The following is a 14,840-nucleotide window of genomic DNA, read 5'->3' on the forward strand; positions in this document are numbered from 1 at the left end:
TGTGCGATCCGCAGCTGAAAGGGAATTGACCTGCGACAAAAAATCACCCATCAGCGCAAACGATTACCTCTCCCCGCGCCGTTATGCGCTTTTCGGCTATCTAACGGTGGATAAATCATTTAGGGAAATAATGGTGCTCTGTCACACTCACTGCAAATGTTATCAATTATAGATAAATGCAAACATTTAGTTATAAGGAGAGAGAGATGCGCGTCATTACGCTTGCGGGCAGCCCGCGTTACCCTTCCCGTTCCAGCGCCCTGCTGGAATATGCCAGAGAGACGCTCACCGCCGCCGATATCGAAGTCTGCCACTGGCATCTGCAGAACTTTGCCCCGGAAGACCTCCTGTACGCTCGCTTTGACAACCCGGCGCTACAAACGCTCAATGAGCAACTGGCCGGGGCCGACGGTCTGATTATCGCCACGCCGGTGTATAAAGCCTCGTTTTCCGGCGCCCTGAAAACCCTGCTCGATCTGCTTCCTGAGCGCGCGCTGGAGGGCAAAATCGTGCTACCGCTGGCCACTGGCGGCACCATCGCCCACATGCTGGCGGTGGACTACGCTCTGAAACCCGTCCTGAATGCCCTGAAGGCCCAGGAGATCCTCCATGGCGTCTTCGCCGATGACAGCCAGGTCACGGATTACCAGCATAAGCCGCAGTTCACCCCTAACCTGCAGCGGCGCCTGGATGAGTCCCTGGAGACCTTCTGGCAGGCGCTGCATCGTCCCAGCAGCCGCGCCCCGTCGTTAACGTCTCTGCGTGGGGTGGAACATGTTTAATCCTCTCCGCGCGCTGACCCTCGGCGGACTGCTGTTGTTCTCCGCGCTGGGCCACGCCGCCCCGGCGGCGCCCGATGCCCTGCGCATTGGTTATCAGAAAGGCAGCGTCAGCATGGTGCTGGCGAAGAGCCATCAGCTGCTGGAGCAGCGCTATCCGGGCACCCATATCTCGTGGATTGAATTCCCGGCCGGTCCGCAGATGCTGGAGGCGCTGAACGTCGGCAGCATTGACATCGGCAGTACTGGCGACATTCCGCCTATCTTTGCTCAGGCGGCGGGCGCCGATCTGGTCTATATCGGTTCGGAGCCGCCCAAGCCGAAAGCGGAAGTCATCCTGGTGGCGCAAGGCAGTCCTATTCACAACGTTGCCGAATTAAAAGGGAAAAAGGTCGCTTTCCAGAAAGGTTCCAGCTCCCACAATCTGCTGCTGCGCGCCCTGCAGCTGGCGGGCCTGAAATTTAGCGATATTCAGCCGGTTTACCTTGCCCCCGCCGATGCGCGCGCCGCCTTCCAGCAGGGTAATGTCGACGCCTGGGCCATCTGGGATCCGTACTACTCCGCCGCGCTGCTGCAGGGCGGCGCCCGGGTACTCACTGACGGAACCGATCTGAAACAGACGGGATCGTTCTATCTTGCTTCCCGCCCCTACGCTGAACGCAATGGCGCTTTCATTGAAGGCGTACTCGATACCTTTACTCAGGCCGATGCCCTGACCCATAGCCAGCGCGCGCAAAGCATTACGCTGCTGGCGAAAACGATGGGATTACCGGAAGCGGTGATCGCCAGCTATCTGGACCATCGTCCCCCCACCTCAGTAACCCCGGTGAGTGCCGAAACCGCCGCTCGCCAGCAGCAGACGGCCGACCTGTTCTATGAGAACAAGCTGGTGCCGAAAAAAGTTGATATCCGGGCCCGTATCTGGCAGCCCGCCGCCGCACAAGGAGCGAAATCATGAGTCTGAATATGTTCTGGTTTTTACCGACCCATGGTGATGGTCGTTATCTGGGCACCGAAGAGGGCGCCCGTCCGGTCGATTACGGCTATCTGCAGCAAATCGCGCAGACGGCGGATCGGCTGGGGTTCACCGGCGTGCTGATCCCGACCGGACGCTCATGTGAAGATGCCTGGCTGGTTGCGGCCTCGATGATCCCGGTGACGCAGCGGCTGAAATTTCTTGTCGCCCTCAGGCCTAGCGTGGTGTCGCCGACGGTAGCCGCCCGCCAGGCGGCGACCCTGGACCGACTGTCAAACGGCCGGGCGCTGTTCAATCTGGTCACCGGCAGCGATCCCGCCGAGCTGGCCGGCGACGGCGTCTTCCTCGACCACACCGAGCGCTATGAGGCCTCAGCTGAATTTACCCACATCTGGCGCAAGCTGATGGAGGGAGAAACCGTCACCTTTAACGGCAAGCATCAGCGCGTTCGCGACGCTAAGCTGCTGTTCCCGCCGCTCCAGCAGCCCCGTCCACCGCTCTATTTCGGCGGATCGTCTGACGTCGCGCAGGATCTGGCCGCCGAGCAGGTCGATCTCTATCTCACCTGGGGTGAACCGCCGAAGCAGGTGGCAGAGAAGATTGCTCAGGTCCGGGAGAAAGCGGCCCGGCATGGGCGCCGGGTGCGTTTTGGCATCCGTCTGCACGTGATCGTGCGGGAAACCAACGAGGAAGCCTGGCAGGCGGCGGACAGCCTTATCTCCCACCTTGATGATGAAACGATCGCCCGCGCCCAGGCGGCCTTCGCCAGAACCGACTCCGTCGGTCAAAAGCGAATGGCTGCGCTGCACAACGGTCGACGCGATCAGCTCGAGATCAGCCCCAACCTGTGGGCCGGCGTCGGCTTAGCGCGCGGCGGCGCCGGTACTGCGCTGGTGGGCGATGCCGCCACCGTTGCCGAACGAATCAATGAATACGCTGCGCTGGGTATTGATAGCTTTATCTTCTCCGGCTATCCGCATCTGGAAGAGGCGTATCGGGTCGGCGAGCTGTTGTTCCCCCTGCTCGACGTCGCCGTGCCGTCTATCCCGCAGCCGCAAAACCTGCGCCTGCAGGGGGAAGCGGTCGCCAACGAGTTTATCCCGCGTAAAGTGGCGCAAAGCTGAGGAGACACTGATGGCAAAATCAACCCATCCCCTGTTGTTACGCCTCGCCCCCTGGCTGCTGCCGGTGGGGACGGTCATTGTCTGGCAGCTGGCCTCGTCCGTCGGCTGGCTGTCGACGCGGGTGCTTCCCTCGCCGGAGGGGGTATTGAAAGCGTTCTGGACGCTCTCGGCCAGCGGTGAGCTGTGGCAGCATCTGGCCATCAGCTCGTGGCGGGCGCTGGTCGGCTTCGCCATCGGCGGCTCCATCGGGCTGGTGCTCGGCCTGATCAGCGGCCTGTCACGCTGGGGCGAGCGTCTGCTGGACACCTCGATCCAGATGCTGCGCAATGTCCCGCATCTGGCGCTTATCCCGCTGGTAATTCTGTGGTTCGGCATCGACGAGACCGCCAAGATCTTCCTTGTGTCGCTGGGCACCCTGTTCCCGATCTATATCAACACCTGGCATGGGATCCGTAATATCGACCGTGGGCTGGTAGAGATGGCGCGCAGCTATGGTTTATCCGGCTTCGCGCTGTTCCGTCACGTGATTTTACCCGGCGCCCTGCCCTCAATTATGGTCGGCGTGCGTTTCGCTCTTGGCCTGATGTGGCTGACGCTTATTGTCGCCGAAACCATCTCGGCGAATGCCGGTATCGGTTATCTGGCGATGAATGCGCGTGAATTTCTACAAACCGACGTGGTGGTGGTCGCCATCATTCTTTACGCCATCCTTGGCAAACTGGCCGATGTCTGCGCCCAGCTGCTGGAACGGCTCTGGCTGCGCTGGAACCCGGCGTATCATCTTCAGGAGGCTAACGCATGAACACTGCCCGTCTGACCCCAGGTATCCCGCTGCTGCTGAACGGGGTGACGAAACGCTATGGCGATAACACTATTCTTAACGAGCTGGATCTGCATATTCCCAGCGGCCAGTTTGTGGCGGTGGTGGGCCGCAGCGGCGGCGGCAAGAGTACCCTGCTGCGCCTGCTGGCGGGTCTGGAAAAACCGAACGCTGGCGAGCTGCTGGCGGGCGCGACACCCCTGGCGGCGATCCAGGACGACACCCGGATGATGTTTCAGGATGCGCGCCTGCTGCCGTGGAAAACGGTGATTGATAACGTCGGGCTGGGGTTAAAAGGCGCCTGGCGCGACGCCGCCCTACAGGCATTGGCCAGCGTCGGACTCGAGAGCCGTGCGCAGGAGTGGCCGGCGGCGCTGTCAGGTGGGCAAAAGCAGCGCGTTGCGCTGGCCCGCGCGCTGATCCATCGCCCGCGCCTGCTGCTGCTGGACGAACCGCTGGGAGCGCTGGACGCCCTCACCCGTCTGGAGATGCAGGAGCTGATCGTCTCCCTGTGGCAGGAGCATGGTTTTACGGTCCTGCTGGTGACGCACGACGTCAGTGAAGCGGTGGCCATGGCCGACCGGGTGCTGTTAATTGAAGAGAAGAAAATTGGCCTCGATTTGAACGTGGATATTCCGCGACCGCGGCGCACCGGGTCGGCGAAGCTGGCCGAGCTGGAGGCAGAGGTGCTGGATCGGGTGATGAAACGCGGCAAGAGCGAGAGCGCACCGCGTTTGTTTAGTCATGGCTAACTAACGTCCCCGGCCCGCGCTTCGCTCGGCCGGGCTACCAAATCGCACAGCGCTGTAGCCCCGGTAAGCGAGAGCGCAACCGGGGATTTTGCCACCGTTACGCCAGCGCCTTACTGATTTTCTCGAACAGATCGCCGGAGAGATTCTCCAGCCCCTTCAACTGCTCCAGCGCAGCGCGCATCAGCGCCTGTCGCTTCTCATCATAACGCTTCAGACGAATCAACGGCTCAATAAGACGCGACGCCACCTGCGGGTTGCGCTGGTTAAGTTCGGTCAGCATCTCCACCAGGAACTGGTAGCCGCTGCCGTCTTCAGCATGGAACGCCGCCGGGTTGCTGCTGGCGAAAGCGCCGATTAACGAACGCACACGGTTCGGGTTGCTCATGCTGAATGAACGGTGATTCAGCAGACCACGCACTGTTTCCACCACATTGGCCGCCGGGCTGGTGGACTGCAGGATAAACCACTTATCCATCACCAGACCGTCCTGATGCCATTTATCGTCATACTCCTGCATCAGCGCATCGCGGCTCGGCAGCTCGGCGGCAACCGCTGCCGACAGGGCGGCCAGCGCGTCGGTCATGTTATCCGCCTGGTGATACTGCGCCGACACCAGCTTATCGCCCAGCGTTGGCTCCGCAAACGCCAGATAGCGCAGACAGGTATTGCGCAGAGCACGCTTACCAATATCGGCGTGCTCCACCCGGTAGCTGTCGAGTTTATTGGCGTGATAAACCGCGAGGAATTCGTCCGCCAGTTCGTTCGCCAGAGTGCGGGTGAGCGCTTCGCGCACGGTGGCGATGGCGATCGGATCGATAATGGCGAACATCTCGGCGATTTCGTTGGCCGACGGCAGGGTTAAGATCTCGGCGGCCAGCGCCGGGTCAATCTTCTCGTCCAGCAGGATGGCGCGGAAGGCGTCCGCCACGTGTACCGGCAGCGACAGCGGCTGTCCCTGCTGATGACGGTTGACGTTCAGCTTGATGTAGGTCGCCAGCAGGCTCTGCGCCGCATCCCAGCGCGAGAAATCATTCCGCGCATGGCGCATCAGGAAGGTGAGCTGCTGATCGCTCCACTTATATTCCAGTTTCACTGGTGCTGAAAATTCGCACAGCAGCGCCGGCACCGGCTGGAAATAGACGTTATCGAAGACGAAAGTCTGCTCGGCCTGAGTTACATTGAGCACCGGGTGCAGCGGATGGCCGCCCTTCTGCAGGGGGATCACCTTGCCTTCGTTATCGTACAGCTCAATGGCAAACGGGATATGCAACGGCTGTTTCTCGGCCTGCTCAGCGGTCGGCGGCGTACGCTGGCTGATGGTCAGCGTGTACTGCTCGGTTTCCGGGTTGTAGTCGTCATGCACGGTGACGATTGGCGTACCGGACTGGCTGTACCAGCGGCGGAAGTGTGACAGATCGACGTTAGAGGCATCCTCCATCGCCTGGACGAAATCATCGCAGGTGGCGGCGCTGCCGTCATGGCGTTCAAAGTACAGCTGCATCCCTTTCTGGAAGTTTTCTTCACCCAGCAGGGTGTGCAGCATGCGGATCACTTCGGCACCCTTTTCATAAACCGTCAGGGTGTAGAAGTTGTTCATTTCGATAACCATATCCGGGCGGATCGGGTGCGCCATCGGGCTGGCGTCTTCGGCAAACTGCAACCCGCGCATGGTGCGCACATTGTTGATGCGGTTAACCGCCCGTGAGCCGAGGTCGGAGCTGAACTCCTGATCGCGGAACACGGTCAGCCCTTCTTTCAGGCTGAGCTGGAACCAGTCGCGGCAGGTGACGCGGTTGCCGGTCCAGTTATGGAAATACTCATGACCAATCACCCGCTCGATATCAAGATAGTCTTTATCGGTGGCGGTATCGGTACGGGCCAGGACATATTTGGAGTTAAAGACGTTGAGTCCTTTGTTCTCCATCGCGCCCATATTAAAGAAATCGACGGCGACAATCATATAGATGTCGAGGTCGTACTCGAGCCCAAAGCGCTCCTCATCCCATTTCATGGAATTTTTCAGCGAGGTCATTGCCCACGGCGCGCGGTCGAGATTGCCGCGATCGACGTACAGCTCCAGCGCCACTTCACGACCGGAGCGAGTGGTAAAGGTGTCACGCAGGACGTCAAAATCACCGGCCACCAGCGCAAACAGGTAGCACGGTTTCGGGAACGGATCCTGCCACTGTACCCAGTGACGGCCATTCTCCAGCTCTCCCTGCGCCATGCGGTTGCCGTTGGAGAGCAGGAACGGGTATTTCGCTTTGTCGGCGATGATTTTGGTGGTAAACCGCGCCAGCACGTCCGGGCGGTCCAGGTACCAGGTAATATGGCGGAAACCTTCCGCTTCGCACTGAGTACACAGCGCTTCGCCTGACTGATACAAGCCTTCCAGCGCGGTGTTCGCCGCCGGGCTGATCTCATTGACGATGGTCAGGGTGAAATGCTCCGGCAGACCGCCGATCACCAGCTGATTGTTTTCTTCTTTATAGTCACTCCACGGCTGGCCGTTCACTTGCAGCGCGATCAGGGTCAGATCTTCGCCGTCGAGGCGCAATGGCACATCAGACGCAGCCGCGTGGCGGGAGACCTTGCTCTCGGCCGTAACGACGGTTTTTGCGGCATCCAGGTCAAAGGTCAAATCGATATCGCTAATCAGATACTCCGGCGCACGATAGTCGTGGCGGTATTTGGCTTGGGGCTGTTGTGTCATAAAAAACCTTTCGCATCTTGGGTAAAGTGTCGTCCCAGTCTATTCCCGTTGTGTCAATCGCGCTATGCAGAATCTTCATCTTTTCAATGTGAAACACGAAAACCGCTACATTTTGTTAACACGCGCGGCACGAAATGCCCTCGACCCGACGCAAAGCTTGTGGTGTGATCCATGTTCAATATATTAAACTAGGCCTCGCAAATGACCGTCAGCGTCGCCATCGCTCGCCATCGCGGGACAGAGCCGGGTAATAAAGGTATACTCCGCCTCCTTTTTCGCGTTGGTTTGGATGGAACGCTCCAGTGAGAGGATGCTACTGCGCACCATGACACAATTCACTTCTCCTGTACTGCACTCGCTGCTTGATACGGATGCCTACAAGCTGCACATGCAGCAGGCTGTCTTCCACCGCTACGGCGATGTGCATGTGGCGGCGGAGTTTCGCTGCCGCGGAGACGACCTTCTCGGCATTTATGCCGACGCGATCCGCGAGCAGGTGGAGTCCATGCGCGACCTGAGACTGCGGGATGATGAATATCACTGGTTGTCCACCCTTCCCTTTTTCCGCCAGGATTATCTCGACTGGCTGCGCGATTTTCGCTATGACCCGCGCCAGGTCACGGTCAGCAATGACAACGGCAAGCTGAACATTCGCCTTACCGGCCCGTGGCGTGAAGCCATCATGTGGGAAGTCCCGCTGCTGGCGGTGATAAGCGAGCTGGTCCATCGCTATCGTTCACCAGAGATGGGCGTCGATCAGGCGCTGAACACGCTGGAACATAAGCTAGGCGACTTCGCCAGCATGACCGCTGGCCTCGACATGAGCGCCTTCCGCCTGATGGACTTCGGCACCCGCCGTCGTTTTTCACGCGAAGTGCAAGAGGCCATTGTGCAACGTCTGCAGCAGGAGCCGTGGTTTGTCGGCACCAGCAATTACGATCTGGCTCGTCGTTTACATTTAACCCCGATGGGCACCCAGGCGCACGAATGGTTCCAGGCCCACCAGCAGATCAGCCCGAACCTCGCCAGCAGCCAGCGGGCGGCCCTTGCCGCCTGGCTGGAAGAGTATCCCGACCAGCTGGGCATCGCGCTGACCGACTGCATCACCATGGATGCGTTCCTGCGCGATTTTGGTCCGGAATTCGCTACCCGCTATCAGGGTTTGCGCCATGACTCCGGCGACCCGGTGGAATGGGGTGAAAAAGCCATCGCCCATTATCAGAAGCTGGGCATCGATCCGCTGAGCAAAGTGCTGGTCTTCTCCGATAATCTCGATCTCGCCAAAGCGGTCGATTTGTATCGCCACTTCGCCTCGCGGGTGAAATTGAGCTTTGGTATCGGCACCCGTTTAACCTGCGATCTGCCGCAGGTTAAACCGCTCAATATCGTGATTAAGCTGGTGGAATGTAACGGCAAACCGGTGGCGAAACTCTCCGACAGCCCGGGGAAAACCATCTGCCACGATAAGGCCTTCGTCCGCGCCCTGCGCGAGGCGTTCGACCTGCCGCCGATTAAAAAGGCGAGCTAATTCCCCTAAGGAGCCTTTCAGGCTCCTTTTTCTTTATTATTTATTGCCGAATTATCCGCTTATGATGCGAAATCTACTTGTCTGATGGAAGATGACAGGTAACATAGATATCCCCCCGCTGTAGGGGGAAGAGACTTTTTTATTGGACTACATAGAGAGATTATTATGAGCGTTGTGCCTGTAGCCGACGTACTCCAGGGCCGCGTTGCCGTTGACAGCGAAGTCACGGTCCGCGGATGGGTGCGTACCCGCCGAGATTCTAAAGCTGGCTTTTCATTCCTCGCCGTCTATGACGGTTCCTGCTTTGATCCTGTACAGGCCGTTATTAATAATTCTCTGCCCAATTACAATCAGGAAGTGCTGCGTCTGACCACCGGTTGCTCGGTGATTGTCACCGGTAAAGTCGTGGCTTCCCAGGGCCAGGGTCAAAGCTTTGAGATCCAGGCGACCAGCGTGGAAGTCACTGGCTGGGTGGAAGACCCGGACACCTACCCGATGGCGGCCAAGCGCCACAGCATCGAGTATCTGCGTGAAGTGGCGCACCTGCGTCCGCGCACCAACCTGATTGGTGCGGTAGCTCGCGTGCGTCATACCCTGGCGCAGGCGCTGCACCGTTTCTTCGACGAACAGGGCTTCTTCTGGGTTTCCACCCCACTGATCACCGCTTCCGATACCGAAGGCGCCGGCGAAATGTTCCGCGTGTCGACGCTGGATCTGGAAAACCTGCCGCGTAACGATCAGGGCAAAGTCGACTTCGATAAAGACTTCTTCGGTAAGGAATCGTTCCTGACCGTATCCGGCCAGCTGAACGGCGAGACCTATGCCTGTGCGCTGTCGAAAATTTACACCTTCGGCCCGACCTTCCGTGCCGAAAACTCCAACACCAGCCGTCACCTGGCGGAGTTCTGGATGCTGGAGCCGGAAGTCGCCTTCGCCAACCTGAATGATGTTGCAGGTCTGGCAGAAGCGATGCTCAAGTACGTCTTCAAGGCGGTACTGGAAGAGCGTGCGGATGACATGCAGTTCTTCGCCGAGCGCGTAGACAAAGACGCTATCGACCGTCTGCAGCGTTTCGTCTCCGCTGATTTTGCTCAGGTGGATTACACCGATGCCGTCACTATCCTGGAAAACTGCGGCAAGCAGTTTGAGAACCCGGTTTACTGGGGCGTGGATCTCTCCTCCGAGCACGAGCGTTATCTGGCTGAAGAACACTTCAAAGCGCCGGTCGTGGTGAAAAACTATCCGAAAGACATTAAGGCCTTCTACATGCGCCTTAACGAAGACGGTAAAACCGTCGCGGCAATGGACGTGCTGGCGCCGGGCATCGGCGAGATCATCGGTGGTTCCCAGCGTGAGGAGCGTCTCGACGTGCTGGACGCGCGTATGGCAGAGATGGGGCTCAACAAAGAAGACTACTGGTGGTATCGCGACCTGCGCCGCTACGGCACCGTACCGCACTCCGGCTTCGGTCTGGGCTTCGAACGTCTGATCGCTTACGTCACCGGCGTGCAGAACGTCCGCGATGTCATTCCGTTCCCGCGTACCCCGCGCAACGCGACATTCTAAATTTTTCTGACATAAACCTGAAAGGCCAGCGCAAGCTGGCCTTTTTTTATGTCAATTACTGTTAGCAAAATTCAACAAACTTAAACATCAAGGCCTGGAAATCACATTTATGTTACGCACTGTTTCGGTGCACACCGGTGATGCAGATCGCACTTTATGTTCATATCAGAGCAAAACCCCTGATAAATTTGCTCATTTTTTAACCATGCGCCGCACGTCTTGCCAAGACAGAGGCTGAATAAAAAGAAGACGAATTCAACACATAAAATGAACGAATTGCCGCTTATCCAAATTAATCATAAATAATTCATATAGATAGATAAGCAATGACGTTTTACCTCATCAGGTGGAACGGAATTTTGATTAAGTTCACAAAGTTCCCAAAAATACACATTTAGTTACATGATTTTTCGTTTTGTTACTCATATGAGATATTCGTAGCATTTTCCGGCTAGCGAAACGTTGTCGCGGATGGAAAGATGCCTTCAGACACCAAACTCTCATCAATGGTTCTGTAAGTTTTTATTGACAGAACTTATTGACGGCAGTGGCACGTGTTCATATAAAAAATATTAATGAGGGTAATAAATAATGATGAAGCGCAATATTCTGGCAGTGGTGATCCCTGCCCTGCTGGTAGCCGGTGCAGCCAACGCTGCAGAAATCTATAACAAAAACGGCAACAAACTGGACTTCTATGGGAAAATGGTCGGCGAGCACGTCTGGACCACCAATGGCGACACCAGCAGCGACGATACCACCTATGCCCGTATCGGCCTGAAAGGCGAAACTCAGATCAACGATCAGCTGACCGGTTACGGCCAGTGGGAATACAACATGGATGCGTCCAACGTTGAAGGTTCCCAACCGACGAAAACCCGTCTGGCGTTCGCGGGTCTGAAAGCGGGTGAATACGGTTCATTCGACTACGGCCGTAACTACGGCGCGATCTACGATGTCGAAGCAGCAACCGATATGCTGGTTGAATGGGGCGGCGACGGCTGGAACTACACCGACAACTACATGACCGGCCGTACCAACGGCGTGGCAACCTACCGTAACTCTGACTTCTTTGGTCTGGTTGACGGTCTGAGCTTCGCGCTGCAGTACCAGGGTAAAAACGACCACGACCGTGCGGTTCGCAAGCAGAATGGCGACGGCTTCAGCACCGCAGCCACCTACGCGTTCGACAACGGTATCGCACTGTCTGCAGGCTACTCCGGCTCCAACCGTAGCGTCGATCAGAAAGCTGACGGCAATGGCGACAAAGCCGAAGCCTGGGCAACCTCTGCAAAATATGACGCCAACAACGTCTATGCAGCGGTCATGTACTCTCAGACCTACAACATGACTCCGGAAGAAGATAACCACTTCGCGGGCAAAACCCAGAACTTTGAAGCTGTCGTACAGTATCAGTTCGACTTCGGCCTGCGTCCGTCCATCGGTTACGTGCAGACCAAAGGTAAAGACCTGCAGTCACGTGCTGGCTTCTCCGGCGGCGATGCGGATCTGGTTAAATACATCGAAGTGGGTACCTGGTACTACTTCAACAAGAACATGAACGTCTACGCTGCGTATAAATTCAACCAGCTGGACGACAACGATTACACCAAAGCGGCTGGCGTAGCCACCGACGACCAGGCGGCCGTGGGTATCGTTTACCAGTTCTAATCTGCAGTACACCCCTTCGTGATATGCCTTCAAAGCAGGACTTCGGTCCTGCTTTTCTGTATTCGTGAGGCAAAGATCGTATCTTTCGAAAACCTTCTCGCTTTTTGTCGCAAACGGTTGGCAATTCGTTATTCTCCCGTTAACCTGATAGCGGATTTCCCTTCAGTAATCACAATGGAACCTCGTCATGTTTGAGAACATTACCGCCGCCCCAGCCGACCCGATTTTAGGTCTGGCCGATCTGTTTCGTGCCGATGACCGCCCTGAAAAAATTAACCTCGGAATTGGTGTTTACAAGGATGAAACCGGTAAAACACCCGTTCTGACCAGCGTCAAGAAAGCAGAGCAGTACCTGCTGGAAAATGAAACGACTAAAAACTATCTGGGCATCGATGGTATTCCTGAATTTGGTCGCTGCACCCAGGAGCTGCTGTTCGGTAAAGGCAATGCGATTATCGCTGATAAACGCGCCCGCACTGCGCAGACCCCTGGCGGTACTGGCGCTCTGCGTGTCGCGGCTGACTTCCTCGCCAAAAACACCGACGTGAAACGCGTGTGGGTGAGCAACCCAAGCTGGCCGAACCACAAGAGCGTGTTTACCTCTGCCGGGCTGGAAGTGCGCGAATATACCTACTACGACGCCGCTAACCATGCGCTGGACTTTGAGGGTCTGCTGGCCAGCCTGACCGAAGCCCAGGCCGGCGACGTGGTGCTGTTCCACGGCTGCTGCCACAACCCGACCGGTATCGATCCGACGCTCGACCAGTGGCAGCAGCTGGCTCAGCTGTCAGTGGAAAAAGGCTGGCTCCCGCTGTTTGATTTCGCCTACCAGGGCTTTGCCCGCGGTCTGGAAGAAGATGCTGAAGGTCTGCGCGCCTTTGCTGCGCTGCACAAAGAGCTGCTGGTCGCCAGCTCCTACTCGAAAAACTTTGGCCTGTACAATGAGCGCGTCGGCGCCTGCACGCTGGTCGCCGCCGATCAGGAGACCGTTGACCGCGCATTCAGCCAGATGAAATCGGTGATCCGCGCCAACTACTCCAACCCGCCTGCGCATGGCGCCTCCGTGGTCGCCACCATTCTGAGCAACGATGCGCTGCGTGCGATCTGGGAGCAGGAGCTGACCGATATGCGCCAGCGCATCCAGCGTATGCGCCTGCTGTTCGTCAACACCCTGCAGGAGAAAGGCGCGAGCCGCGACTTCAGCTTTATCAGCCAGCAGAACGGCATGTTCTCATTCAGCGGCCTGACTAAAGAACAGGTGCTGCGCCTTCGTGAAGAGTTCGCCATCTATGCGGTTGCTTCCGGACGTATCAACGTGGCCGGGATGACGCCTGACAATATGGCGCCGCTGTGCGAAGCCATCGTCGCAGTACTGTAAGCGACAGCGTGCTCTAAGCGAGATAAAAGAAAAAGGCCGCAAATGCGGCCTTTTTTATGTGTTCGCGTCATGTCTGTTACCAGACCGGCATCTCATCCTGCAGGAACGGGTTGTTACGGCGTTCCTCACCCAGCGTCGACAGCGGACCATGGCCGGGAATAAAGGTCACGTCATCGCCCAGCGGCAACAGCTTATCCTTAATGGCCGCAATCAGCTGTCCATGGTCGCCGCGTGGAAAATCGCTGCGCCCCACCCCGCCTTTAAAAATCACGTCTCCGGAAATGAGCAATCGGGAAGCGTCATCGAAGAAGACCACGTGACCCGGCGTATGGCCCGGACAGTGCAGTACCTGCAGCGCCACATTCCCTACATTGACCACATCGCCTTCATTGAGCCAGCGATCCGGACGCAGCGGCTGGCAATCCTCCAGGCCGAACATCCGGCTTTGCGCCGGCAATCCTTCCAGCCAGAACTCATCTTCTTTTTCCGGACCAATAACCGGTACGCCATAATGCTGCGCCAGTTCCGCAGCGGCGCCGACGTGATCGAGGTGGCCATGCGTCAGCAGGATCTGCATCAGCGTGACGCCCGCCTCCGCCACCACCGCTTTGATACGTTCAGCATCGCCGCCAGGATCGACCAGCGCCGCCAGGCGGGTTTGTTCGCACCAGATGAGAGAACAGTTCTGCGCGAACGCGGTAACCGGAATAATACGATAGTTCATGACGCTCCTTTCGTTACCAGTGCCTTACGGGACCGGTATCAATATGCACAAAGTTACTACGTGGGTAATATCCTACACCACCTGCGCGCATAGATAACGCCGCTTTGCGAATATTGCTTAACGAAATACCTTCAATATGGAAATCCATTGCCTGCCCCTTGGTGTGATAGCTGTGTTTTGCCACACCACGGCTTCGTGCGCGAAGCTCATCATTGGTATCGAGGGAACGATAACCAGAAATAAGCTGGACAGGTTTGTTGGTGCCAAGCAATCCCTGCAACCGATAAAGATGATCGAACAGATTTGGATCGATGGACTTAATTTTATTCGCGCGGTAATCACGGAAAAAATGATTAAGTCTTGCTAATTCATCCTGAATATAGCCTCTGCCATCGAAAAACTCCGCCTTGAGCGATTCGCCGGTATGCAGGTTATTCAGCGTCAAAATACGCGGACGGGGGGTCGAGAGGGTGGCAAATGCCGGCGCAGGGAGAATGGCGGCAGCACCCAGCGCAACACCACCCAACGCCAGCAATCTGCGGCGATTAGCGTCAAATTTGTCCATGATAATCAGGTCTACAGTCAATGAATCGTTATATACTTTTTCCGCATCGCGCGAGGCTAACCGCCAGCTCGCCATCGCTCGCCACAGCCGTGATGCTGTCCGGCAAAGGAGAGCGTTCGCGCTGACCGCGCTACGCATTGAGCGGAATGATATGTATATGCACTTCTGGCGCACGAAAGGCACCTTACCGGGCATTATTGCCAACGTCAAGGCAGCCTCACCCCAGGAAAATCGGGCGCTGCAG

12 protein-coding genes are annotated in these 14,840 nt (G+C 57.3%); 9 read left to right on the forward strand and 3 right to left on the reverse strand.

Annotation, left to right across the window (positions count from 1 at the left end; genetic code table 11):
* Positions 1-206 precede the first annotated feature (206 nt).
* Genes ssuE through ssuB form a run of 5 tightly spaced genes read left to right on the forward strand, consistent with a single transcriptional unit; the run spans position 207 to position 4,451 of the window.
* On the forward strand, positions 207-782 hold the full coding sequence (gene ssuE / locus AC3EMD_RS17720; protein ID WP_008805880.1) for an NADPH-dependent FMN reductase: 576 nt from the start codon (positions 207-209) through the stop codon (positions 780-782).
* Positions 775-1,737, forward strand: a complete 963-nt coding sequence (locus AC3EMD_RS17725) for a sulfonate ABC transporter substrate-binding protein (RefSeq protein WP_012542306.1) — start codon at positions 775-777, stop codon at positions 1,735-1,737. The genes ssuE and AC3EMD_RS17725 overlap by 8 nt, the downstream gene beginning before the upstream one ends.
* Positions 1,734-2,879: an FMNH2-dependent alkanesulfonate monooxygenase gene (gene ssuD, locus AC3EMD_RS17730; protein WP_008805878.1), complete on the forward strand. Its 1,146-nt coding sequence runs from the start codon at positions 1,734-1,736 to the stop codon at positions 2,877-2,879. The genes AC3EMD_RS17725 and ssuD overlap by 4 nt, the downstream gene beginning before the upstream one ends.
* Before the next feature lie 10 nt (positions 2,880-2,889).
* Positions 2,890-3,681, forward strand: a complete 792-nt coding sequence (ssuC, locus tag AC3EMD_RS17735) for an aliphatic sulfonate ABC transporter permease SsuC (protein ID WP_008805877.1) — start codon at positions 2,890-2,892, stop codon at positions 3,679-3,681.
* Positions 3,678-4,451, forward strand: a complete 774-nt coding sequence (ssuB, locus tag AC3EMD_RS17740; RefSeq protein ID WP_016160579.1) for an aliphatic sulfonates ABC transporter ATP-binding protein — start codon at positions 3,678-3,680, stop codon at positions 4,449-4,451. Before ssuC ends, ssuB begins: the two co-directional genes overlap by 4 nt.
* Positions 4,452-4,548: 97 nt before the next feature.
* Here ssuB and pepN read toward each other — a convergent pair whose 3' ends face one another.
* On the reverse strand, positions 4,549-7,164 hold the full coding sequence (gene pepN, locus AC3EMD_RS17745) for an aminopeptidase N (RefSeq protein WP_008805875.1): 2,616 nt from the start codon (positions 7,162-7,164) through the stop codon (positions 4,549-4,551).
* Positions 7,165-7,489: 325 nt separating this feature from the next.
* On the opposite strand from pepN, the gene pncB reads away from it, so the two are divergent.
* The 4 genes from pncB to AC3EMD_RS17765 all read left to right on the forward strand — a co-directional run bounded on the left by pncB (position 7,490) and on the right by AC3EMD_RS17765 (position 13,307).
* Positions 7,490-8,692, forward strand: a complete 1,203-nt coding sequence (gene pncB / locus AC3EMD_RS17750) for a nicotinate phosphoribosyltransferase (protein WP_039103042.1) — start codon at positions 7,490-7,492, stop codon at positions 8,690-8,692.
* Positions 8,693-8,857: 165 nt separating this feature from the next.
* Positions 8,858-10,258, forward strand: coding sequence for an asparagine--tRNA ligase (gene asnS / locus AC3EMD_RS17755; protein ID WP_039103039.1), 1,401 nt, complete (start codon positions 8,858-8,860; stop codon positions 10,256-10,258).
* Between the two features lie 591 nt (positions 10,259-10,849).
* On the forward strand, positions 10,850-11,929 hold the full coding sequence (ompK35, locus tag AC3EMD_RS17760; protein ID WP_008805872.1) for a porin OmpK35: 1,080 nt from the start codon (positions 10,850-10,852) through the stop codon (positions 11,927-11,929).
* A gap of 187 nt (positions 11,930-12,116) precedes the next feature.
* The gene (locus tag AC3EMD_RS17765) at positions 12,117-13,307 is read left to right on the forward strand and encodes an amino acid aminotransferase (protein WP_008805871.1); all 1,191 of its coding nucleotides are present in this window, start codon (positions 12,117-12,119) and stop codon (positions 13,305-13,307) included.
* Between the two features lie 76 nt (positions 13,308-13,383).
* Here AC3EMD_RS17765 and AC3EMD_RS17770 read toward each other — a convergent pair whose 3' ends face one another.
* On the reverse strand, positions 13,384-14,031 hold the full coding sequence (locus tag AC3EMD_RS17770; protein ID WP_008805870.1) for an MBL fold metallo-hydrolase: 648 nt from the start codon (positions 14,029-14,031) through the stop codon (positions 13,384-13,386).
* A gap of 13 nt (positions 14,032-14,044) precedes the next feature.
* A complete protein-coding gene (mepK, locus tag AC3EMD_RS17775; protein ID WP_032739959.1) occupies positions 14,045-14,596 on the reverse strand; it encodes a peptidoglycan L,D-endopeptidase MepK in 552 nt (183 codons plus the stop codon).
* Positions 14,597-14,840 lie beyond the last annotated feature (244 nt).

This window comes from Klebsiella sp. PK18, from assembly GCF_057784655.1.

Bases quoted from the DNA above. Each gene is read 5' to 3' on its own strand.
- ssuE (WP_008805880.1), top strand. From the start codon at position 207: ATGCGCGTCATTACGCTTGCGGGCAGCCCGCGTTACCCTTCCCGTTCC.
- AC3EMD_RS17725 (WP_012542306.1), top strand. From the start codon at position 775: ATGTTTAATCCTCTCCGCGCGCTGACCCTCGGCGGACTGCTGTTGTTC.
- ssuD (WP_008805878.1), top strand. From the start codon at position 1,734: ATGAGTCTGAATATGTTCTGGTTTTTACCGACCCATGGTGATGGTCGT.
- ssuC (WP_008805877.1), top strand. From the start codon at position 2,890: ATGGCAAAATCAACCCATCCCCTGTTGTTACGCCTCGCCCCCTGGCTG.
- ssuB (WP_016160579.1), top strand. From the start codon at position 3,678: ATGAACACTGCCCGTCTGACCCCAGGTATCCCGCTGCTGCTGAACGGG.
- pepN (WP_008805875.1), bottom strand. From the start codon at position 7,164: ATGACACAACAGCCCCAAGCCAAATACCGCCACGACTATCGTGCGCCG.
- pncB (WP_039103042.1), top strand. From the start codon at position 7,490: ATGACACAATTCACTTCTCCTGTACTGCACTCGCTGCTTGATACGGAT.
- asnS (WP_039103039.1), top strand. From the start codon at position 8,858: ATGAGCGTTGTGCCTGTAGCCGACGTACTCCAGGGCCGCGTTGCCGTT.
- ompK35 (WP_008805872.1), top strand. From the start codon at position 10,850: ATGATGAAGCGCAATATTCTGGCAGTGGTGATCCCTGCCCTGCTGGTA.
- AC3EMD_RS17765 (WP_008805871.1), top strand. From the start codon at position 12,117: ATGTTTGAGAACATTACCGCCGCCCCAGCCGACCCGATTTTAGGTCTG.
- AC3EMD_RS17770 (WP_008805870.1), bottom strand. From the start codon at position 14,031: ATGAACTATCGTATTATTCCGGTTACCGCGTTCGCGCAGAACTGTTCT.
- mepK (WP_032739959.1), bottom strand. From the start codon at position 14,596: ATGGACAAATTTGACGCTAATCGCCGCAGATTGCTGGCGTTGGGTGGT.